The sequence below is a fragment of the Actimicrobium sp. GrIS 1.19 genome (assembly GCF_035984655.1).
Classification (GTDB): domain Bacteria; phylum Pseudomonadota; class Gammaproteobacteria; order Burkholderiales; family Burkholderiaceae_D; genus Actimicrobium.
Map to the genome: position 1 here is coordinate 91,738 of NZ_JAXCHT010000004.1, position 20,097 is coordinate 111,834.

Consider the following 20,097-nt stretch of genomic DNA (forward strand, 5'->3'; position numbering starts at 1 on the left):
CATCCGGTTCCGCTTTTTTTATGGGCGCGACAGAATTTCCATCAGTTTCGCACCGGCGACGTCCACTGTGCTGCGGTTGTCCAGCCGGATGACATCGGCGCTGTCATCGATGGCAAACTGCGTCACGCGATCAAGCCGGCGCAGCAATGCCGCTCCTGCCTCGCGCCGGCGTGCCTCGATGCGCTGGCGGATCTGGTCCTGATCGGCATCGATCCAGATGACCCGTGCGTCCGGATACGCCTGCCGCAATTGCGGCACGAATTCGCGCGAACCATTGATGATGACATCCCGTCCGGCCCGCAAATCGGCTTCGATACCGCGCCGAACGCCGTAGCACAACTCATTGGCCTGCCACTGCATCGCGAACTGCCCCGCTGCGGCGGCCTGCCAGAACGCGTCGTCAGTAACCCCTTCGTGCGGCTCACCGGCCAGCGCTGCACGCGTAATGGTGCGACGTGCAAACACGATGTCGGCCTGCTCCGGCAAATGATCCTCGACCCAGCGCAACAGTGTGTCCTTGCCCGATCCGGACGGTCCGACCAAAAAGAATAGTCGCCCCGGCAGCGGCAAACCCGGCGTGACGACCTGGTCGGAAAAGGGAAACCGCGCGATCAGTGCAAAGGCTTCGCCCGGCGCTGCTTCGCGAAAAACAGCGATGCCATCCAGCTGCAGACGGGTTTCCAGTGCGCCGGAAAAGCAGCTTTCGGCCGCCTTGCGCAATGCATACACGACATCCTGATCGACCTGCCGCAGGTTGTCGGTCAACGTCATGTGGAAGCGAAATTCCGCTTCGGTAAACGGATAACCCCAGCGCTGCAACAGGACATCCTGCCGCGGGCTCAGGCCGGCACTGCGGCGGCGTGCCAGTTCCTGCGCGGAGATCGGCGCGCGCAGCACATCGAAATAGCTGACACAGCGCATCGCCAGTGCTGCTATATCTGCCGCTGCGACAGCGGGCTGCAGGGCGAGAAAATCACCCAGCGGGCGCACCTGCGGATCGTCGATGACCAACCTCGACTGGCTGCGCGCAAAGGCCTGCGCCATGCCCAGCAAATGCGCTTCAGTGAATCCCTCTGCCAGCTCGAACGGCGCCTTCAGCGTCGCGTGGAAGCCGTACCGGCGCGCATCCTGCGTGAGTTGCCGCTGCAATAATTCGGACACGCCAGCAATCGGCGGTGGCGTGCTGCTGCTGGTTGTTTCCGGGTCGCGTCCGAGCCAATGGCACCCGGCCTGCCACCACGCAGTGGCGCGCTGCGGCGCGAAGTACACGGCGTAACGGGTCATCGTTCAGGCCGCCAGCGGCATGGCCGCACGCAGGGTCAGACGTTCGGGTTGGGTGCACACCACCAGCTTGCCGTTGGCGATGGTGGCAACCACCCGCACCTGACCCGGCGCGGCAGCCTCTACCACCAGCAGGTCTGCCCTGGCGCCGACGCTCAGGTGGCCGCGATCGGTCAACCCGAGGGCGGCGGCGGGATTGGCCGAGACCAGGTTCCATGCCTCGGTCAGCGTACAGTCGCCCTGATACGCCAGCTTGAAAGGCGCCTGCAGCAAAGCGGGATAGTAATAATCCGAGGCCAGGATGTGGCACTGACCGGCGCGCACGGTCTGCGCCGCAGACAGGCTGCCGCAATGGCTGCCGCCCAGCACCACGTTCGGCGCGCCCATCACGATGCGGTTGCCCAGTGCCATGGCACAGTCGAGCGCCTCACGGGTGCGCGGGAATTCGCTGATGCCCACGCCAAGCGCCTGATAACCGGCGCGGTCGGCCTGCGATTCGTCATCGTGCGAGGCCATCGGCACACCCTGTTTGCGGCACGCCGCCGCCAGTGTTGCGATCAACTGCGGCACCTCGGCCGTGCGTCGCTTGGCGGCCGCCAGTCGTTCACGAAACGTGGCGCCATCGCAGCGGGCGCGCTCGGCATAGCCGGCCAGTTTTTCCGGCAGCGCCGATTTCGCTGCAATCGAGGGCAAGTGTTCATTGAATGCCAGGAAATCGATTTTTCCTGCGGCGATCCACGCCAGCGCGTCGGCCAGGCCATCCAGGTGATGATTTTCGAAACGCAGATGAATGCGGTGATCGCAGTGCGACTGGGCCCGTTGCGCGACCACCTGCTCCAGCAGCGCCAGCGCCGCACTGCGGCCGCGCAGGCCGCCTTCCCAGGAGTAGGTCAGGCCGTGACAGGCCGTGGTGATGCCGTTGGCGACCAGCTGCCGGTCGGTGTCGGCCAGCGCGATATCGTAGGGGAAGGTGGTTTCCGGGCGGGGCTGGATCTGGCGCTCGAACGCATCGCCATGCAGGTCGACGATGCCCGGCAGGATCAGCAGATTGCTGGCATCAAAAATCAGGCCGCCGTCGCCGCCGTCGACGGCATCGATACACGCGATGCGACCGCCGGCCAGCTCAATGTCGGCCTGCTGGAATTCAGCACTGGCGTCGGCCTGGGCAAACAGCCCGGTCCCGCCTCGAAGGGAAAGTCGCATGATGGTCAAAACGTCAAGTGATCGGAAAACTCATCCTAGCGGAAGTTTATGACTGTCCGTTGACATCGTAAGGCGTCATCGGGATTTCATCGGTGTGTGTTTCAATTCGCAATCATTCGACGCCTTGGCCGGATGCGCCAACGGCGTCGCGGCGCAGCGGCAATCGTGATACCGTCACTGGCCGGATCAATGGCGTGCCAACCTGCTTCTTTTAATCTATGACATTCATCCGCAACGCACTTATTGTGACCGCCGATCAAGTTCTTGACGGCACCCTGGCTTTCGATCAGCAGACCATCGTCGCCATCGATGCAGGCCACGTCCATCAAGCCGGACTCGACTGGCAGGGGGATTATTTGCTGCCCGGTATGGTCGAGCTACATACCGACAATCTTGAAAAGCACCTGATGCCACGGCCGAAAGCCTCCTGGCCGGTGCTTCCGGCGATTCTGGCGCACGATGCCCAGATTGCCGCAGCCGGGATTACCACCGTACTCGACGCCATCTCGGTGGGCGATATCGACCGCGACAGCGTGCGCATGCAGACGCTGGAACCCTGTGTCGCAGAGTTGCACCTGGCTGGCCAGGCCGGAATCTTGCGTGCCGACCATTTCCTGCATCTGCGTCTCGAACTGGCCGAGGAACACCTGCTGGCGCTGTTTGCGCCGTTGTTGCAGGACCCGCTGCTGAAACTGGTTTCCCTGATGGATCACACCCCCGGGCAACGCCAGTGGGCCGACATCGATCATTACCGCACCTACGTCAGCGGCAAGCGCGGCTGGAGCGATGCCAAGGTCGAATCGATGATGGGGCATCTGCTCGAGCGCCAGGAGCAGTTCGCCGGCGTCAATCGCCGCGCCGTTGTGGCGCTGTGTCGCGCACTGCCGCGGCCAGTGCCCCTTGCCACGCATGACGACACCACGCCAGCCCATGTCGCCGAGGGCGTCGCCGATGGCGTCGGCATCTCCGAATTTCCCACCACGGTCGCCGCCGCGCGCGCGGCCCGTGCGAATGGGCTTGGCATCATCATGGGCGCACCCAACCTGGTGCGCGGCGGCTCGCACTCCGGCAATGTCGCCGCGGCGGAATTGGCGCGGGCCGATTTGCTCGATGCGCTGTCGTCGGATTATGTGCCGGCCAGCCTGTTGCATGCGGCGTTCCTGTTGCAGCAGCAGGGGTTCAGTTTGCCCAAGGCGATGGCAACCGTGTCGCGCAATCCTGCGCGCATGATTGGCTTGCAGGATCGCGGCGAACTGGCCGTCGGGTTGCGCGCAGATTTTTTACGGGTGCGCATGACGCGAGGGATTCCAGTGGTGCTGGAAACGTGGAAGGGCGGCGCGCGCATCGCGTGATTGGAGGGAACAATCTAGCACGACCGTTCTTTTTCCCCTCTATAATCGAATGACTCTTTTCGTCCACCCCCATCCCGTGAGGTCTCCGTGTCCCTGCCCACCGCCCTGCAAAACCTGACCCTGCCCGTCATTGGCTCACCCCTGTTCATTGCCAGCGGCCCCGCGCTGGTCACGGCGCAATGCAAGGCGGGCATCGTCGGATCGTTTCCCGCGCTCAATGCCCGTCCTGCCGAATTGCTCGACACCTGGCTGGCCGATATCAAGGCCGATCTGGCGGCCTACGCAAGCGCCAATCCGGGTGCCACGGTCGGCCCGATCGCGGTCAACCAGATCGTGCACCAATCCAATGACCGCCTCGCCCACGACGTCGAGATGTGCGTCAAGCATCAAATTCCGATCATCATTTCCAGCCTGCGTGCGCCGCCCAAGGAAATGATGGACGCAATCCACAGTTACGGCGGGATCGTGCTGCACGATGTGATTTCAATCCGGCACGCGCACAAGGCGCTGGAAGCCGGTGTCGATGGCCTGATTCTGGTGGCCGCCGGCGCAGGCGGGCACGCCGGAGCGTTGTCGCCGTTCGCGCTGGTCGGTGAGGTGCGCAAGTTTTTTAGCGGGCCGATTGCGCTGTCGGGCTCGATCGCAACCGGTGATGCGGTGCTGGCGGCGCAAGCCATGGGGGCGGACTTTGCCTACATCGGCTCGCGCTGGCTGGCGACCACCGAATCGAATGTCGACGATGCTTACCGCCAGGCGATTCTCGAATCGACCGCCGCCGACATCGTGTACACCAATTTGTTTACCGGGGTACATGGCAATTATCTGAAGAAGTCGATTGTCGCCGCCGGACTTGATCCGGATGCGCTGCCGGTGGCCGACAAGACCGCGATGAATTTCGGTTCCGGCAGCAGCACCAAGGCCAAGGCCTGGCGCGATATCTGGGGCGCCGGGCAAGGTGTGGGCTTGATGGATGAAGTATTGAGCGTGGCTGAAGTGGTCGCCCAGCTCAAGGCTGAATATCTGGCGGCCCGGGCGCGCCTGGCACTCTAGCGGCCGGGTAGGTGCGCTTGCGAACGGACAGCGCGGCGCCGATGCAGCACAGTCAGCGACGTTGCGTATCCCGGTAACGGGTGATGCACGATGTAACAAGGCCGGTGCGGCTGCCGCGTCGCGATTATGTTGCAGCTTCACCGTTGCCTGCCGCGCTGTGCGATGCGGGCCATCTTTCTTTGAGGGAATCATCATGACCAAAGCGACCTTGCGTGCCGTTTTTCTTTGCCTTGGGACGTTGTTGGCAAGCGTTGTCCATGCGGGCGAAATCGACATCTATGAACACCCGGATTTTGGCGGGCGCGCGATCGCTTTGCGCGACACCACGCCGAGCCTGGGACGGGTTGGATTTAACGACAAATCGTCCAGCATCGTGGTTCGTTCCGGAAAATGGGAAGTCTGCAGCGATGATAATTTCAACGGCTTCTGCGCCATTCTCGATCGTGGCGAATACCGTCGGCTTGATGGGCGCTTGAACGATCGCATTTCATCGGCGCGCGAAGTCGATGGCCGCGACCGGGACGATGGACGCGGCGATCGCGATGCTGATCGGGGCGGCCCGCGCCACAACGGTGGCTGGGAACGTGGTGAACCGAACTCTGCGGCGCGCGTGGTTCTATTTTCCGAAGATGGCATGCGCGGACGCAGTGTTGCCATCACCAGCAATGTCGTGACGCTGGCCGATGCCGGATTTAACGACGCTGCCGCATCGCTGGTAGTCGAGGGAGGCTATTGGGAAGTGTGCTCGGATCGGGACTTCCGCGGCCAGTGCCGGGTGCTTGCGCCGGGCGAATATCGTCACCTCGAACCGGCGATGTATCGATCGATTACGTCGGTGCGCATGGCGCAGCGCTTTGATCGGGGCAGCGAGGAGCGCCAGAGCGGCGTCGAGTTGTTTACCGCCCCCAATTTTGGCGGGAACCGGTATCCGGTGAACCAGGACTTGAGCAATTTTCAGCAGGGCGGCTTCAATGACCGGATCGCGTCGGTGGTGATTTATGGCGGGCAATGGGAGATGTGCGTGGATGCCAATTTCCGCGGCCAATGCGTGGTATTCGGCCCGGGCCGGTATGCCAATCTGGGTGGATTGAGCGGGCAGCTTTCGTCGATTCGTCGCGTCAACTAATTAGTCTTTGAAAGGGTGGTGGCGACAATGAACCAACGACATCCTGGACCTCTCAGGCACGCCCTGCTGGCATTGTGTTTGCTGGCATCCAGTGCAGCGATTTACGCCGCTTCCGACGCTGTCGCATTGAAAGAGAAGTACGTCGAGCTTGGGCCGAAACTGGTCGGCAATCAGTTCAAACGTCCGCTGGTGCTCGAATCCACCGATGCCTCGAATACGCTCAAGGGCGACATCTACGCCGTGCTCGACCATCCGTTTGGCGCGGTCAGCAGCGCCTTGACCGGCCCGACCCATTGGTGCGACGTGTTGATTCTCCATCTGAACACCAAGCAGTGCATTGCCACCACCACCGTCAGTGGCACGGTCATTGACGTCAGCATCGGGAAGAAATCGGACCAGCCTGTCGCCGACGCCTACCAGGTCGCCTTTGCGTTCAAGCAGGGCAGTGCGACGGCAGACTATTTCGATGCGCGACTCACGGCTGCCAAAGGCCCGCTTGGCACCAGCGATTACCGCATTGTGCTGGAAGCGGTGCCGGCGCCGGACAACAAGACCTTCATCCACCTGACCTACTCCTATACCTTCGGACTGGCCAGCAAGATCGCCATGAAAGGCTATCTCGCCACGGTTGGCGCCGACAAGGTTGGCTTTACCAGCGAGGGCAAGCAGGCCGACGGCAAGCCGGAATACATCGGTGGCATGCGCGGCGTAGTGGAGCGCAATACGATGCGCTATTACCTCGCCATCGACACATTCCTGGGCGCGCCTGGCAGCGACCAGCTCGACAAGCGTTTGCAGGGCTGGTTCGCAGCGTCCGAGGAATATCCGCGCCAGCTGCATGAAATCGAACGCGCCGAGTACATCGAGATGAAGCACCACGAAGTGCAGCGCCAGCAAGCTGCCAAATAGCGAATCCAGATGGTGTGCCGGGCTTGAATTTCAAGGCCCGGCGCAGCCATCCCGGCAAAAATAAAGTCGCTGGAAAATCCCTTGAAAAACGCCTGGCCGGGTTGATATGAGACTCAGCGGAATGCTCCACGGAGGTCCGCCCAACCCATATCGCTTCACTTTCAAAAGGATATTCTCATGCGTACTTATGACTTCGCCCCACTCTATCGTTCCGCCATTGGCTTCGACCGTCTGGCACATCTGTTTGACGAGGCGCAACGCGCCGATGCCCAGCCAAGCTACCCGCCCTACAACATCGAACTGGTCAGCGAAAATCGCTACCGGATTGCAATGGCGGTAGCCGGTTTTGAACGGACCGAACTGGATATCGAAGCAGAAAACGATACTCTCAAGATCATCGGCCGCAAACCACGCGAGGAAGCCAAGCGGACATTCCTGCACCGCGGTATTGCAGCGCGCGATTTCGAGCACAGCTTCAAGCTGGCCGATCACGTCCGCGTGCTGAGCGCCCGTCTCGACAATGGCTTGCTCAACATCGAATTGCTGCGTGAAGTGCCGGAAGCGCTCAAGCCGCGCAAGATCGCCATCGATGCGGAAAACAACCTGCAATCGATTGACCAGCGTCAGGCCGCCTGACCGGTTGGCGTAACAAAAAATCCCCGTCACCGTCGCTGGTGGCGGGGATTTTTTTATGCGCGTGCATCAGGCCGCCAGCGCCATCCGTTGCTCCGCCAGCAGCGCAAACACCTCGTCTTTCGACAGCACATAGCGCTCCATCAGGGCGTCCTTCAAATGCGCGATGGCGCCCTCGTGCGCATGCATTGCCGCCAGCGTCGCGCTGTACAGTTCGTCGGCCTTGGCCTCCACCTGTTTGAGCATGTCGCTGTGGGAGCCGTCCTGACGCAATTGGGCGTAATCGAGTTTGGAGCGGGAATACATCGACAGGCGCGTCACCATCAGGGTCAGTAGCTTGGTGGCTTTTTCGATGTCATTCATGCTGCCCATCGAAATCCCGCGTGCGCCATAAAACAGTTCTTCCGCGGCGACGCCCCCGTATAGCTGCATGACGTCCTGTTCCAGTTCGTCCAGCGTCTTCAGCGGTGCGTCGTCGACCGACTGCAGCACATAGCCCAGTGCGCCAATTTTCGAAATGGATTCGGTGCTGATCTTGAGCAGATCGGAGCGCTGCCGGATCGCATCGAGCGATAGGCCTTGCCGCAGCATCGGATCAATCTGCATCACGAAATGGCCCAGCTCATGAATCGCGACGCGCTCGCGCTGCCGGCTTTTTTCTGCGCTGGTGGCGCGGTCGGTCAAGCCGATGGTGGCGCGCTCGAAGGCCCGCACCAGCACATCGGTGCTGATGGTGCGTTGCTCCTGAATCGCGATCCGGCTGGCGCTGTCGACCACCGTTTCGAGCAGGGCCGGGCTGAGATTGGCAGTGACCCGCGCGACATGGTCGAGATCAAGATCATTCCAGTCGACGCAGTCAGCCGCTTTGCGCGACAGGAACACCTTCAGGATGTCATGCCGCTCGCTGCGATTGGGCAGCCTGAAATTGATCTTCACCGAAAAGCGCCGCAGCATGGCCTCGTCCATCGGGCTGTTGGCATCGTCGAAATTCGACGCCACGATCCAGATCACGCCGGCGCCTTCGCTGCTGCGAATTCCGTCGAGCAGGCCGAGCAAGGTGTTGGCGGTGTCGTCCTCCCATTTCTTGTCGCTGCGTCCGCGCGGCATGAACAGGCTTTGCGCTTCATCGAGGAAGATGATGCAGTTGCCTTCCTTGCAGGCCTTCTTGTGGAGCCGGTGCAAGGCGTTGGCGCCGCCGCCCACCAGGCCGGATTCCAGGCCGGAGCCGGACGCCTGGATCAGTGCGACGTTGAGACGTTTCGCCAGGTACCCGACCAGCCGCGTCTTGCCGGTCCCGGCCGGTCCGGTCAGCATCACATTGAAAGGCTTGTCGATGTTATGGGCGCGGTACAGGCTGCGGTTGCGGATCATGTCTTCAAGATGGGCGACTTCCTGCTTGATGTCGGCCATGCCAATCAAATCATCCATGTCGCCGGGAATGTCGCCGGGCCGGATCACGGCGGCTTTGGCACTGCTGCCCGGCAATCCGTTCTTCACCGCCAGGCACAGAAACAGCATGATGCCCAGGGTAAGGATGCTGAACAGATTCTTGAGCACATAGGTTTCGATCGCATCGAAGGCGCCCTTGTTGTTGCTTAAGGCAGCTGCGTGCGTGGCCAGGAATTCATCGCTGGCAATCGAATACGGAATGGCATTCTTGAGCAAGACTTCACGTTCGAGATTGACGTGCGTATTGATCGGCACCTTGACGATGTGCAGGCTTTGTTCATCCTTGAATTTGAAGACATAGCGCGGAAACTCGGCCTGCGGCTGGGCGATGCGCAAATACTCCAGGCGCGCCTTCTGGCTGACCAGAGACTGGATCTCGGTGACGTCCTGGGATTGCAGTAGCGCGACCTTGTCTTGCGGCGGCGCGGCGCGGTAATTGCCGATTGCCGACGCCAGCAGCGCGAAACAGAAAATCGCCAGAGGCAGATAGAAACGCTTGAAGGACTGATGCAGTTTTGCGAAATTTGGCATACGAAAACCTGACTTGCAGATGGGAGAAGGACGGTTGCCGGAGCACAAAATTTACCGGCGACGCATTACTCTACACGTCCAGGGGTGGCTCTGCAGGCCGGATCGCGCGAAATAGCAGTCTTGCAATGCTGCCCTACGCAACGATGTGCGGGCCCGCCGCGCCATTTCCCCATGCTATCAATTTCCTCTGCGCAAGATAAGCGCCGCGACGATATTTTCGGGGCCTGTAATGATCCCGTCACAAATCCACCCTACACTCCGTTTCCTATTCGCAACATCGTGATCATTCACACCATGTCGACATTCCTCTTGAAACCAGCGGCCCGCTTGATTCCGACAACTCTGCCCGGCAAGCCGGGCCGGGATCATGCCGCACCGATCGACGTTCTGGCAATTGCTGCGGCGACGTTGCTGCCATGAAGACATGGCGTTCGCAGCTTGAGCACTCGCTGCGGGAACGCAAGTCTTTCTCCAGAAATGGCATGGCCTTGTTGTTGTTGTGGCCATGCATCAGTTTGGTGTTGGGCATCGTACTGTGGAATAAGACACTGGGCGGCATCGAGCAGGATCACCAAGTGCTGGAGCAGACCGCCCTGAAAAATTCCGGCGCGTTGGCGCGTTCCTATGCGCGCTATGTGGCGCGCACCATCGAGCAGATGGACCAGATCACGATGCACGTCAAATATGATCTGGAATCGACCGGCAAACCGCTGCAACTGGAAAAAATGGTGCAGAGCGGACTGTTCACCGCACCGCAATTTTCGCGCGTCTTCATCGCCAACCGCGATGGCCTGGTGGTCAGCAGTTCGACGCCGCTGAATCATCCGCTATCGATTGCCGACACCAGCTATTTCCGTTTTCACAAGAACAACAACTCGACCGCACTGCGCATGGAACAGCCAACCGTAGCGGGCGGCGGCCGCGGCAGCAAGACCATGGTCGAGTTTTCGCGTCGCCTTGAAGCTGCCGACGAGTCATTCGACGGCGTGGTGGTGATCGCGGTCGACGCGGTGTATCTGCTCTCGTTCTACGACCACCTAACCTTTGGCAATGCGGGGCTGATCGCGCTGTCCGGCGCCGACGGGGCGTTACGCGCCGCGCGCGTTGGCGCAGCCGAAAACGATCTGACGCTGGTCTGGACGATTCCGGCCAGTGACAGTGGCGTGGTGCTGGAAAAGGGCGAGGCGTTCGCCGATCAGACCGCCCGTTATGTTGGATGGCAGGCGGTCGGCTCCTATCCGTTTGTGGCAATCGCGGGGTTGTCGCGGCAGGAGGTATTCGCGCCGTATCAGGAAACCTGGAACGCCTACCGCCGCTTTGCCTTTGTCGGCAGCGTGTTCCTGTTCTTTTTCGCGGTCGTTGCAATGCTGCTGTCGGCCCGGCTGGGCTGGCGCAAGCAACAGGAGGCGCAGATCCGCGCCAGCTACCGGATCGCCACCGAGGGTGGCAATGATGGCTTCTATTTGCTGCAGCCGGTGCACAATGCGCGCCAGATCATCATCGATTTCGTGATCATTGATTGCAACGAACGCGCAGCGATATTTTTCGGCGTCGAAAAGGACCGTTTGCTGGGCGCGCGTTTTTCGGCCAGATATGACCCGGAATACTTTGTCGTCGTGCTGCAGTCGCTGGTGATGGCCATGCGCACCGGCTTTTACGAGGACCAGTACGAAGTGCCGCCGGAGAGTCCGTTGCGCATGAAGTCGGTTCGTCGTCGCATGGTGCTGACCGGAACCCACCTTGCCCTGACCTTGCAGGACACCAGCTATGCCACGCTGCACAAGGCCGAACTGTCGCGTGTTGCGAAACAGGATGAATTGACCGGCCTGTCCAATCGCAGCGGGCTGATGCTGGCGTTGCCACCGGCCCTGGCCTTGGCGGTCAATGGCAACCGCATGGTGGCGGTGCTGGTGGTCGGACTGGACGACTTCAAGAACGTCAACGATGCACATGGACATTCGGCTGGCGATGAGCTGCTGCGCAGCGCCGCGCGACGCCTGCAGGATCTGCTGGGACCTGGCGACCTGGTGGCGCGTCTGGGCGGCGATGAATTCGCGCTGATCCTGGAAAACCTGACGCATGACCAGGAGGCCAACAACTTCGCCGAACGGATTTCGCAGGCGTTCCACCAGCCCTTCAATCTGGCGGCGGCAACGGTCAGGCTGACGGCGTCGATCGGCATCGGCGTGGCACCGCGCGATGGGGCGGATGCCGAGAGTCTGCTCAAGAATGCCGACATCGCCATGCACTCGGCCAAGTCGGGCGGCAAGGGCCGCTTCCGCTTCTACGATCCGCAACTGTTTGAAGTCCTGCGCATTCGACTCGATACCGAGCAAGCGTTGATGCGCGCCATCGACAGCGACGAAATCCAGTTGTTTTACCAGCCGCGTGTCGATACCCGTAGCGGCGAGATGCGCAGCATGGAGGCGCTGGTGCGCTGGATGCGTCCCGGCCACGGCATGGTGTCGCCGCTTGAATTTATCCCGCTGGCGGAAGAAACCGGATTGATCCTGCGCCTGGGTGAAGTCATCATCGAGCGGGCATTTGAGCAATTGGTGCAATGGAAAACGCAGGGACTGCCGCTGTTGCCGGTGTCGATCAATGTCTCGGCGCGCCAGTTCAGCGAGGGCAATATCGACCGGTTCCTGGCAGCCTGCCTGAAGCGATTTGCCATCGATCCTTCGCTGATCGAGATCGAAATTACCGAGTCGGCCACCATGGGCGACAATGCCGACACCATTGCAGAACTGATCGCGATCCGGGCGCTTGGCATCAAATTGTTCATCGATGATTTCGGTACCGGTTATTCATCGCTGTCGCAATTGCAGCGTCTGAAAATGGACTCACTGAAAGTGGACCGCAACTTTACCGCTGAACTGTGCCGGACCACCGAAGGCGAAGTGTTCTTCAAGGCGATTGTCTCCATGGCGCACGCATTGGGCATGACGGTGGTGGCTGAAGGGGTCGAAACGGCGCAGGAATTGCGTGTACTGCAAATGCTCGACTGCGACGAAGTGCAGGGCTATCTGATTTCGCGGCCACTGCCGGCGGCGGCTATTCCAGCGCTGCTGCGCCAGCGGTTTCTGTTTGCGATCGGGTTGGAATCGCCGGTCCTGGTCTGAGCCGCACCAACACCCGGTCGCGCCCAGCCCAGGAGACCACCCGCGATGCCGTCAGGCGTGGTGCCGAACGCGTCGCCACGCAGACCCCGCCACGGCGGTCAGGCCGGCCAGCAACATCGCCCATTCGGCCGGTTCCGGCACCGGTGCGACACGTAGCGCACCGACCAGCGCAAGCGATGGGAACGTGTCGTTGGCCGATCGCTGGTCCAGCCCGATTGCCAAGTAGTTCAGTGCCGCTCCGCCGGCGATGCCAAAGTCCGACAATTGACATCCTCCCCGCCCTCAGCCTGACGGCTGGCGCTTGCGCGCAAAGGACGGGGATTCCTATTGCGCATACAAAACCTCTTGCATGTCGCTTCGGTGGGTTCCTGCTGCTGACGGCCTGACAGCGCCGTTCACTTCACAGGCGATCCGGGCCGTGTCCGGCCCTTCTTCATTGCTCGGTTGAGACAGTTGCGCCAGGGCGCGATCCAGCACATTGATCGCGCCCACCACATCAGCATTGTTCTCGTACCAGCACACGGTACACAGAAATTCCGACTGGCTTTTGCGATTATCCTTGTCGACATGCCCGCAGCACGGGCACGTCTGGCTGGTGTGGTGGGCCGGCACCTGCATGAAAAACCCGCCGTTCCAGTAGAGCTTATATTCAAGCTGCCGGCCAAACTCGCCCCATCCTTGGTCGAGAATCGCCCGATTCAATCCCGCCTTGGCACGCACGTTCGTACCTGGGGTTTCAATCGTGCCTTTCGCCGACGCGGTCATATGCACGATCTTCAAGTCTTCGACGGCGACCAGCGCGTGGTTGTTGCTGATGGTCGTTGTCGTCTTGTGCAGGAAGTCGTTTCTTACGTTGCCAATGTCAACGTGAATTTGCGTTACTTTGGCCTTGGCTTTCTTCCAGTTGCTGCTGAATTTGACTTTCCTGCTCATCCGGCGCTGGTATTTCGCCAGGCGCTGTTGGTGTTTCTTGAAACTGTCCAATGGTGCGATGTAAGAGCCATCCGACAGGGTGGCGAAGCGGGCAATACCCACGTCGACACCGACGGCGTCGGTTGCCACCGGCACCTGTTCTGCGACTTCGCGCTCGGTCTGAATCGAGACGAACCACTTGCCGGCTTTTGACGAGACGGTGATGTTCTTGATGGAGCCTACGATGTCGCGGCTGTTACGGTAGCGGATCCAGCCTAGTTTGGGCAGGAAGATCCGGGCGTTGCCCGGTTCCACCTTGAATTGCTTGGCGTCCGGATAGCGGAAGCTGTCACCGCGGCCCTTCTTCTTGAACGTTGGGAAGTCGGCGCGGCCGGCAAAGAAATTCTGGTATGCCCGATCGAGGTCTTTCAGCGCGTGCTGTAAAGGATGGTTGGGAGCGTCAGCCAGCCACGGGGTTTCGCTGCTGTGGCGCCAGCCGGTGAGCAACTTCGCCATCGATTCGTAGCGAATGAACTTGCCGCCGGCTGCGCGATTCTCCTGCTGTATTGCCAATGCCTTGTTGAACACGAACCGGCAGGCGCCGCCGAAGCGTCGCAGCTGGCGCTGGTGCAGGCCGTTGGGCATCAGTTCGTATTTGAAGGCTTGGCGTCGGAGCATGATTGGAAGATACAGACTCAACGTCGATCGTGACAAGAGTAAGGCGAAAACAAATGCAAGGCCGGCACCGCCGTCCGCGTTATCCTTGCCCGCCCTGAACGACGAGGTTTGTCACGCATTCCGATCAACCAGGGCCACGTTGACCGAAAAGCCGTTGGCAGTGAAGCCGGTGCTGCTGCTCAGGTAGCGTTTTTGAGTGAAACCGATTGCCACGTCGAGCGTATCGGGTGCACCGAGTTCAAACAATGCCAGATCGGCGCCGCTGCCGTTGTAAGCCAGATTGTCGGTAAAGCCGAGCAGGAAGCTGGCGCCGGGCGAGGTGGAGAAGACATAGGTGCCAACGTCCTTGTCGGTCAACGCTGTTGTCAGCGTGCTGTTGGTGGTGAAGGCGCCGCTCGAGGCATTCAACGCATAGGCAAAGTCGTTGTCGGCGAATGTATATCCGGCGACCGTTATGCTGGCGTGGGCGCCCGTGATGGCGAACACGGTGCCCGCCAACGCGATCCTAAGAAGGTGTTTTGCATGCATGAGATTTCCTTGAAGACTGTTGCGATTGACATCGTCGATGCCAGCATGAAGGCTACTGAAGGTCATCGGATGCATCGAGGGACTCGACCGCTCGCGATATCGCCGCTGACGGATTTGGCGACTCCGTCCGGGAAATAAAAGACATGGTTGACGGCCGGATCACCTGAAAACTGTATTGGCGGCGTCGTTTGTGGAACTAATAAAACAATTCGAACGCTGACGCCGTGGGTTCGCTGTTCTGGCGGCGTGCAGCGACGCGTTGCGCCTTATTTGACGGGAAGTTGTTGGCGCCATTGCTCCAGATACGCAGCGATCGGGGCCGGACTGGAGATTTGCGGATACGAATGCAGCACGACCTGTTGTTTGCCGGCGCGCACGCGGTCGCTCTGTTCCCAGCGCGTGATCAGGTTGCTGGCCTTCTGGAAGGCCTGGTCGAATGACCGACTGGCGGACACCGACTCCTTGAAGAATGCCCGCCCGAAATACGTGAAGTCATTGTCGTCGGCGCAACCAAACGAGCTCCGGTCATAGCGGGCCGCAGCGATGATCAGGGTGTGGTCATCCTTGAGCGGCGCCACGAATCCACCCGCGTAACAGGCCGAAATCACGATGACCTTCCAGCGAATGCGCTGTTGCTTGAGCAGTGTTGCCAGGTCCCCGGCGGACAAGGGCGGCAAATCCATGCCCAACTGCGCCAGCGACAGAACATGATCCGGTGAACCGTGGCTGGTCAGGAACAGGAACAGGATGTCCTTGTCGCGGTCCATTTTTGCGGCGATCGCCGCCAGCGTTTCGCGTACGCTGGTGCCGGTTGCCATGGGAGTTGTCTGGACCGTATTGCGGCTGTTGATCAGCACCACCGAGCGGCCCTCGGTATGAAAGTCGCGGTCGAACTGATTTCGCACGAACTCCACCTCGCGCCGAAACACTTCCTGGGTACCGTCGCCGGCCACGCCCAGAAAATACATGCCGATCCGGTTGGGGTCAGATGGCGCGATGGTTGCGAGGGACTTGTCGAGTAGCGGACGCTGTGCATACAGCGCGACTTCAACCTGCCGTTCGATCAGGGCTTGTTGGGCGGCGCTTTGTGCGCGCACGTCCGGGAGCGCTGACAACAGCGCCCCCAGCAGGACGACTTGCAAAATGATCGGGTGCATCCGGGACTCGCAGATCGGAACGGTGACAGCCGAAATCATACCAGATCAGGCGTGGGTGCGGCGCTCCGGCAGTGCTCAGGCGTTCGGGAGTCTGCCCTGCAACGGCGTGGCCGCAGTGATCGCGTAGCCTTTTTCGAGAATTTGCTGTTCGGACGCCGCGATCGCGTAGGCCGTGTTGGCCTCGCTGTCACCCAGCTCGATACCACGTGAAACGTCTTGCCAATCGATATTGACGACTTCCTCGGGGATGAGCTCGCCTTCCGGCACAGCCAGATAGGAAAATTTTCCTTCGGATTCCATTCTTTTATAGAGATCAACGCGCATCGGATTTTCCTTATTCCATGTTTGTCCTGGTCTGACCGGAGGGGGTGTAAAAGGTTGCCGCGTGCCGTGTATCGCCAGCGATACATTAAAACTGAAAATTTATTGATACTTGGTTATTTTCTGTGCCTAACACCTGTCGTTCCTGCGATTGCTGGCGTTATGCTGCAGTGACCAACCGTCAAACCATCCTGTCTAATTTAGCCCATGCACCTACGACTCGTTCATTTTCTTTCACTGGCCATGCTTGGCTGCGTAGCATTGACGCTGCTGACCATCGGTGTGCTCGAGGCGCGCGCGGTACGCGACAGCCTGTCGATGGCGCTGTCGGCTGGCGCAGAGAGCAATGGCTGGAATCTGCGTGTGGCCTTGTGGGTCGGTATCCTGGTTGCACTTACGGTCGGGTTTGCCCATGCAGTGGCGAGTCGGTGGACTCGGCCCTTGCATCAGCTGCGGGCAGCACTGAAGCGCATTGCGCAGGGGCAGCTCGGAACCCGCTTGCCAGAGCGCGGCAACAGCGAGATTGCCGAGGTGATTCGCGATATCAACCGCATGGCCTGCGCGCTGCAACAAGTGGAGCGTTCGCGGCGGACGTGGATGGCAGAAATCTCGCATGAATTGCGCACCCCGCTGACGGTGTTGCGCGGCGATCTTGAGGACCTCATCGATGGTGCGCGCCCCCTGCAGGTGGAGGCGATGCGAGCACTGCTCAGCGAAGTGCTGGCACTGGGTACCGTGGTTAACGATCTGCATCTGCTGGCGATGTCGGATCTGGACGCATTGCCCTGCCATTTCGAAGACATCGATGCCGCCGCTCTGGTGCGACAAGTGAGCGAGCGCTTCTCGCGGCGGGCGCTCGCCAAAGGCATCACATTGCGCTGTGAAATACCATCGAAAGGTTCCATGCACACACGCTGGGATGGCATCCGCGTGACGCAATTGCTGATTAATTTGCTGGAGAACAGTTTGCGTTATACAGACGCCCCGGGCTGTATCGAAGTGCGTCTGCATCCCAGCGGCAAGCGCCTGGAGCTCGAGGTTTTCGACAGCGCACCCAATGTTCCCGCCGACATCCTGCCGCGGCTGTTTGATCCGCTGTTTCGCGCCGATCGCGCGCGTAGCCGGGCGTGCGCAGGGAGCGGGCTTGGGCTCGCCATTTGTGCCGCCATCGTGCGCGCGCATCAGGGACGCATTGAGGCCGGCCCGTCGCCGCTGGGGGGATTGCGGGTGGTGGTTGGACTTCCGCGCGATCCGCACGCCGATTGATCCCACCACCGTACAAGAAATGGCCCTGTGCGACGCAACGGCGGTAAAGCGATCGATCCTCGTGGTTGACGATGAGCCGCACATCGCATGCCTGCTGCGCGACTATTTGCAGGCGAATGGATTTGCTCCGGAAATTATCGCGGACGGCAATGTCGCGGTAGCGCGGGCGAAAGCCACCGCGCCGATCGTCGGTGCGCCGGGTGCCGAACTGCCGCCGCCGCCGCAGGCATTAAGGGTTAGCGTCATGGCGATGGCGGAGCAAGAATGAACGGAATTCGGGTTAAGCAAACGCAGCAGGGGCATGGTGAGGTCTCCTGAGAAGTGATAAAGCCGGCCGCCGGCGCTGTTGCGGCCAGCGTCGTCGTTAATGATACGGCGGGGGCGTCATGCTCCCGGTTTTTTGCGGCGAATCTTTTGGCACGCAGGCAAGCGGCTTGACTGCGGGGGCTCGACAGGTGCCGTTGACTTCGCCTTTGGGCCCGGTGAAGCTGCAGGCGGCGTCGCTGGCGACGGTTTTGCATGCGGCCAGTGCCTCAGCGGGTGGTGTTGATTGCTGCGCAGTCGCAGTGCCTACTGAAAATGCAGCAATGATGGCAAACGATGCCATGCCGCGGAACATGTGAATCCCCATCATGAAATCCTCCCTGGTAGTGAAGTGGCGGTGTGACGTCACCTTGCCCCAAGGATAGAAGCGGAATGTAAAGAAATTGTGGAGCTTTAGGGTTTCTCGCCAGAAGAAGTATTTTCCGACAGGATGCGCGGTGGACCCGCGTTGCCAAATTGCACCAGTCGGCCCAGCGGCGCCTCGACCCAGCGAAAAAACAGTGCTCCAACGCACAAACTGGCCGCCCACGCGCACAACATGCCGAGCGCCTGAAGCCACGGGTCGGATGGCACGAAGCGTGTGAACCAGGCATTGACCAGCAAGCAAACCGCGAAATGTGTCAAGAAGACCGAATAGGAAATGCGCCCCATTGCGCTGATCCATGTCATGTGCGCAGTGGTGCGCTGGCCCGGCGTAAAGCGTGACCGGCTCATCAGCAGCAAGGCGATTGCGACTGCCACCGCAAGTGCGATACGGCTGCGAAAATCGATCATCAGTGCCAATACCGCCGGCACCAGGATCACGCCGAACGCCAGCGTTGCCTTGCCGGTGCCGTGGCGCGGATCACGCGCCCACCAGGCAATCGCTCCGAGTCCATAGCTGCCGAAAAAATATGGCGCCCAATCGTCCAGCCATGGCAGTCGATTGAACCAGAGCAAGGACAATGCCGCGAGCACCGCCACCAGCGCTGGCATGACCCACAGCACAGGCCTGCCAGCGAGCAGCTTTCCGGTCGACCACAGCAGTAACGTCATCAGTGCATATAGCTGGAAATCGATCGCGACATACCATGCTCCGGCAGCAATCGAGTCGTAGCCGAGCACGCTATGCAGCAGCAACGCATGCGAGGTTAGCTGGGCAAGTCCGGGCAGCGGAGAAATGGATGCGTGTGTCATGGACTGGCGGGCCAGCTCGCCGGCGCCGACGGTCAGCAGCGTGGCCACCAGAAATGGCGGCACCAGTTTCAGGTAGCGACGCCAGACCGCACGCCAGGGGCGCGGCATGCCGGGCGCACCATGTGGCGAGAGTGATCGGGCCGCCAGAAAACCGCCGATGACGAGGAATACCTGCACCGCCAGGCGGCCGTGTTGGTCCAGCCAGTCAATGGTCGCGGGGGCGATCAGCGCGACCTTATCGGACATCGGGCCGTAAAACGCCAGATGGTGCAGCACGATCAGTTGCACTGCGATGCTTTTGAATAATTCGATTGAGCGAAACGGCGGGTTGCGTTCGGTGCTCCCGGCGCTGCGGTTGAAGTCCTGGGAGGCAGACATCGTTGTCTCCGGTTTCGGTGAAGCGCGAATCATACTCCGCCATGCGTATTTCCCCGCCAGCCAATGCATGAGCCGGCGGCATGAAGAAATGGATCAATTTAGGTAGTCATTCGGCGCGTCCTTGCTTAGAATCCTTTCGCATTGACCCAACGCACACCTATTCGTCATGAAAATACTGGGGACCGAACGACTTGTCTTGCGCTCCATTGAGACGAATGACGCACCTTTTTACTTGCGTCTGGTCAACGAACCGTCCTGGCTCCAGTTTATTGGCGACAAGGGCGTGCGGACGCTGGCCGATGCCCGCACCGCAATCCGCACCGGCCCCATGGCGATGCAGGAACGGCTTGGATTCAGCCTTTCCTTGTGCGAACTGAAGGGCAGTGCCGTGGCCATCGGCCTGTGCGGCCTGATCAAGCGCGACAGCCTGCCCGAAGTGGATATCGGATTTGCATTCCTGCCGGAATTCTGGGGCGAGGGCTATGCTTTCGAAGCAGCCAATGCGGTGATCGACCATGGCGTGCGACGCCTTGGCCTGAAGCGGTTGATGGCGATCACGTCCCCCGACAACACGAATTCAATTCGACTGATCGAACGCCTGGGACTGTGTTTCGACCGTATCGTCGAACTGCCCGCACAAGGCGGGGAGAGCCGCCTGTTCGTCAGGGATTTCGACAATCCCTGACAGCATCTTTGCGCAA

Annotated in this window: 20 protein-coding genes; 10 read left to right on the top strand and 10 right to left on the bottom strand. The window is 60.6% G+C overall.

The features are described from left to right. Nucleotides 1-18: 18 nt before the first annotated feature. Both phnN and RCH09_RS04890 read right to left on the bottom strand, forming a co-directional pair. Complete coding sequence (phnN, locus tag RCH09_RS04885; RefSeq protein ID WP_326939930.1) at nt 19-1,284, bottom strand: phosphonate metabolism protein/1,5-bisphosphokinase (PRPP-forming) PhnN; 1,266 nt, start codon at nt 1,282-1,284, stop codon at nt 19-21. 3 nt (nt 1,285-1,287) lie between these two features. Continuing rightward, nucleotides 1,288-2,484 carry an alpha-D-ribose 1-methylphosphonate 5-triphosphate diphosphatase gene (locus RCH09_RS04890; protein WP_326939931.1) on the bottom strand — a complete coding sequence of 399 codons (1,197 nt, stop codon included), beginning with the start codon at nt 2,482-2,484 and terminating at the stop codon, nt 1,288-1,290. A gap of 218 nt (nt 2,485-2,702) precedes the next feature. On the opposite strand from RCH09_RS04890, the gene RCH09_RS04895 reads away from it, so the two are divergent. The 5 genes from RCH09_RS04895 to RCH09_RS04915 all read left to right on the top strand — a co-directional run bounded on the left by RCH09_RS04895 (nt 2,703) and on the right by RCH09_RS04915 (nt 7,557). After that, on the top strand, nt 2,703-3,836 hold the full coding sequence (locus RCH09_RS04895) for an alpha-D-ribose 1-methylphosphonate 5-triphosphate diphosphatase (protein ID WP_326939932.1): 1,134 nt from the start codon (nt 2,703-2,705) through the stop codon (nt 3,834-3,836). Between the two features lie 87 nt (nt 3,837-3,923). Further along, complete coding sequence (locus RCH09_RS04900; RefSeq protein ID WP_326939933.1) at nt 3,924-4,886, top strand: NAD(P)H-dependent flavin oxidoreductase; 963 nt, start codon at nt 3,924-3,926, stop codon at nt 4,884-4,886. Nucleotides 4,887-5,079: 193 nt separating this feature from the next. Further along, entirely contained in the window at nt 5,080-6,012 is a 933-nt protein-coding gene (locus tag RCH09_RS04905) for a beta/gamma crystallin-related protein (protein WP_326939934.1), read from the top strand. A gap of 27 nt (nt 6,013-6,039) precedes the next feature. Then, complete coding sequence (locus RCH09_RS04910) at nt 6,040-6,921, top strand: hypothetical protein (RefSeq protein WP_326939935.1); 882 nt, start codon at nt 6,040-6,042, stop codon at nt 6,919-6,921. Nucleotides 6,922-7,098: 177 nt separating this feature from the next. Beyond that, a complete protein-coding gene (locus tag RCH09_RS04915) occupies nt 7,099-7,557 on the top strand; it encodes an Hsp20 family protein (RefSeq protein WP_326939936.1) in 459 nt (152 codons plus the stop codon). A gap of 66 nt (nt 7,558-7,623) precedes the next feature. On the opposite strand, the gene RCH09_RS04920 is transcribed toward RCH09_RS04915, so the two are convergent. After that, the gene (locus tag RCH09_RS04920) at nt 7,624-9,534 is read right to left on the bottom strand and encodes an AAA family ATPase (protein WP_326939937.1); all 1,911 of its coding nucleotides are present in this window, start codon (nt 9,532-9,534) and stop codon (nt 7,624-7,626) included. A gap of 171 nt (nt 9,535-9,705) precedes the next feature. Here RCH09_RS04920 and RCH09_RS04925 point away from each other — a divergent pair, with 171 nt between their 5' ends. Together RCH09_RS04925 and RCH09_RS04930 are read left to right on the top strand one after the other, a co-directional pair. Beyond that, entirely contained in the window at nt 9,706-9,954 is a 249-nt protein-coding gene (locus RCH09_RS04925; RefSeq protein WP_326939938.1) for a hypothetical protein, read from the top strand. After that, the gene (locus RCH09_RS04930; RefSeq protein ID WP_326939939.1) at nt 9,951-12,656 is read left to right on the top strand and encodes a bifunctional diguanylate cyclase/phosphodiesterase; all 2,706 of its coding nucleotides are present in this window, start codon (nt 9,951-9,953) and stop codon (nt 12,654-12,656) included. The genes RCH09_RS04925 and RCH09_RS04930 overlap by 4 nt, the downstream gene beginning before the upstream one ends. 51 nt (nt 12,657-12,707) lie before the next feature. Here the strand turns inward: RCH09_RS04930 and RCH09_RS04935 are convergent, their stop codons facing one another. The 5 genes from RCH09_RS04935 to RCH09_RS04955 all read right to left on the bottom strand — a co-directional run bounded on the left by RCH09_RS04935 (nt 12,708) and on the right by RCH09_RS04955 (nt 16,255). Next, nucleotides 12,708-12,920, bottom strand: a complete 213-nt coding sequence (locus RCH09_RS04935; RefSeq protein WP_326939940.1) for a PEP-CTERM sorting domain-containing protein — start codon at nt 12,918-12,920, stop codon at nt 12,708-12,710. A 60-nt stretch (nt 12,921-12,980) separates the two neighbouring features. Beyond that, the gene (locus RCH09_RS04940; protein ID WP_326939941.1) at nt 12,981-14,246 is read right to left on the bottom strand and encodes an RNA-guided endonuclease InsQ/TnpB family protein; all 1,266 of its coding nucleotides are present in this window, start codon (nt 14,244-14,246) and stop codon (nt 12,981-12,983) included. Nucleotides 14,247-14,357: 111 nt separating this feature from the next. Then, nucleotides 14,358-14,774: a hypothetical protein gene (locus tag RCH09_RS04945; RefSeq protein ID WP_326939942.1), complete on the bottom strand. Its 417-nt coding sequence runs from the start codon at nt 14,772-14,774 to the stop codon at nt 14,358-14,360. 266 nt (nt 14,775-15,040) lie between these two features. Then, nucleotides 15,041-15,931 carry a C13 family peptidase gene (locus RCH09_RS04950; RefSeq protein ID WP_326939943.1) on the bottom strand — a complete coding sequence of 297 codons (891 nt, stop codon included), beginning with the start codon at nt 15,929-15,931 and terminating at the stop codon, nt 15,041-15,043. Nucleotides 15,932-16,006: 75 nt separating this feature from the next. Beyond that, nucleotides 16,007-16,255 (bottom strand): DUF6139 family protein, encoded by a 249-nt coding sequence (locus RCH09_RS04955; RefSeq protein WP_326939944.1) that lies wholly within the window; start codon nt 16,253-16,255, stop codon nt 16,007-16,009. Between the two features lie 240 nt (nt 16,256-16,495). Between RCH09_RS04955 and RCH09_RS04960 the strand changes: the two genes are divergently transcribed. Together RCH09_RS04960 and RCH09_RS04965 are read left to right on the top strand one after the other, a co-directional pair. Then, on the top strand, nt 16,496-17,518 hold the full coding sequence (locus RCH09_RS04960; RefSeq protein WP_326939945.1) for an ATP-binding protein: 1,023 nt from the start codon (nt 16,496-16,498) through the stop codon (nt 17,516-17,518). Further along, a complete protein-coding gene (locus RCH09_RS04965; protein WP_326939946.1) occupies nt 17,487-17,786 on the top strand; it encodes a hypothetical protein in 300 nt (99 codons plus the stop codon). The genes RCH09_RS04960 and RCH09_RS04965 overlap by 32 nt, the downstream gene beginning before the upstream one ends. Before the next feature lie 96 nt (nt 17,787-17,882). Here the strand turns inward: RCH09_RS04965 and RCH09_RS04970 are convergent, their stop codons facing one another. Both RCH09_RS04970 and RCH09_RS04975 read right to left on the bottom strand, forming a co-directional pair. Then, nucleotides 17,883-18,152, bottom strand: coding sequence for a hypothetical protein (locus RCH09_RS04970; protein ID WP_326939947.1), 270 nt, complete (start codon nt 18,150-18,152; stop codon nt 17,883-17,885). 83 nt (nt 18,153-18,235) lie between these two features. Next, nucleotides 18,236-19,396, bottom strand: a complete 1,161-nt coding sequence (locus RCH09_RS04975; protein ID WP_326939948.1) for an acyltransferase family protein — start codon at nt 19,394-19,396, stop codon at nt 18,236-18,238. 166 nt (nt 19,397-19,562) lie between these two features. Here RCH09_RS04975 and RCH09_RS04980 point away from each other — a divergent pair, with 166 nt between their 5' ends. Beyond that, the gene (locus RCH09_RS04980; protein ID WP_326939949.1) at nt 19,563-20,081 is read left to right on the top strand and encodes a GNAT family N-acetyltransferase; all 519 of its coding nucleotides are present in this window, start codon (nt 19,563-19,565) and stop codon (nt 20,079-20,081) included. Nucleotides 20,082-20,097: the final 16 nt, after the last annotated feature.

What these genes read in the sequence shown, in the direction of transcription:
- RCH09_RS04960 (WP_326939945.1), top strand. Translation starts at nt 16,496, where the DNA reads ATGCTTGGCTGCGTAGCATTGACGCTGCTGACCATCGGTGTGCTCGAG.
- phnN (WP_326939930.1), bottom strand. Translation starts at nt 1,284, where the DNA reads ATGACCCGTTACGCCGTGTACTTCGCGCCGCAGCGCGCCACTGCGTGG.
- RCH09_RS04955 (WP_326939944.1), bottom strand. Translation starts at nt 16,255, where the DNA reads ATGCGCGTTGATCTCTATAAAAGAATGGAATCCGAAGGAAAATTTTCC.
- RCH09_RS04895 (WP_326939932.1), top strand. Translation starts at nt 2,703, where the DNA reads ATGACATTCATCCGCAACGCACTTATTGTGACCGCCGATCAAGTTCTT.
- RCH09_RS04890 (WP_326939931.1), bottom strand. Translation starts at nt 2,484, where the DNA reads ATGCGACTTTCCCTTCGAGGCGGGACCGGGCTGTTTGCCCAGGCCGAC.
- RCH09_RS04950 (WP_326939943.1), bottom strand. Translation starts at nt 15,931, where the DNA reads ATGCACCCGATCATTTTGCAAGTCGTCCTGCTGGGGGCGCTGTTGTCA.
- RCH09_RS04905 (WP_326939934.1), top strand. Translation starts at nt 5,080, where the DNA reads ATGACCAAAGCGACCTTGCGTGCCGTTTTTCTTTGCCTTGGGACGTTG.
- RCH09_RS04975 (WP_326939948.1), bottom strand. Translation starts at nt 19,396, where the DNA reads ATGTCTGCCTCCCAGGACTTCAACCGCAGCGCCGGGAGCACCGAACGC.
- RCH09_RS04930 (WP_326939939.1), top strand. Translation starts at nt 9,951, where the DNA reads ATGAAGACATGGCGTTCGCAGCTTGAGCACTCGCTGCGGGAACGCAAG.
- RCH09_RS04920 (WP_326939937.1), bottom strand. Translation starts at nt 9,534, where the DNA reads ATGCCAAATTTCGCAAAACTGCATCAGTCCTTCAAGCGTTTCTATCTG.
- RCH09_RS04940 (WP_326939941.1), bottom strand. Translation starts at nt 14,246, where the DNA reads ATGCTCCGACGCCAAGCCTTCAAATACGAACTGATGCCCAACGGCCTG.
- RCH09_RS04925 (WP_326939938.1), top strand. Translation starts at nt 9,706, where the DNA reads ATGCTATCAATTTCCTCTGCGCAAGATAAGCGCCGCGACGATATTTTC.
- RCH09_RS04980 (WP_326939949.1), top strand. Translation starts at nt 19,563, where the DNA reads ATGAAAATACTGGGGACCGAACGACTTGTCTTGCGCTCCATTGAGACG.
- RCH09_RS04970 (WP_326939947.1), bottom strand. Translation starts at nt 18,152, where the DNA reads ATGATGGGGATTCACATGTTCCGCGGCATGGCATCGTTTGCCATCATT.
- RCH09_RS04945 (WP_326939942.1), bottom strand. Translation starts at nt 14,774, where the DNA reads ATGCATGCAAAACACCTTCTTAGGATCGCGTTGGCGGGCACCGTGTTC.
- RCH09_RS04915 (WP_326939936.1), top strand. Translation starts at nt 7,099, where the DNA reads ATGCGTACTTATGACTTCGCCCCACTCTATCGTTCCGCCATTGGCTTC.
- RCH09_RS04910 (WP_326939935.1), top strand. Translation starts at nt 6,040, where the DNA reads ATGAACCAACGACATCCTGGACCTCTCAGGCACGCCCTGCTGGCATTG.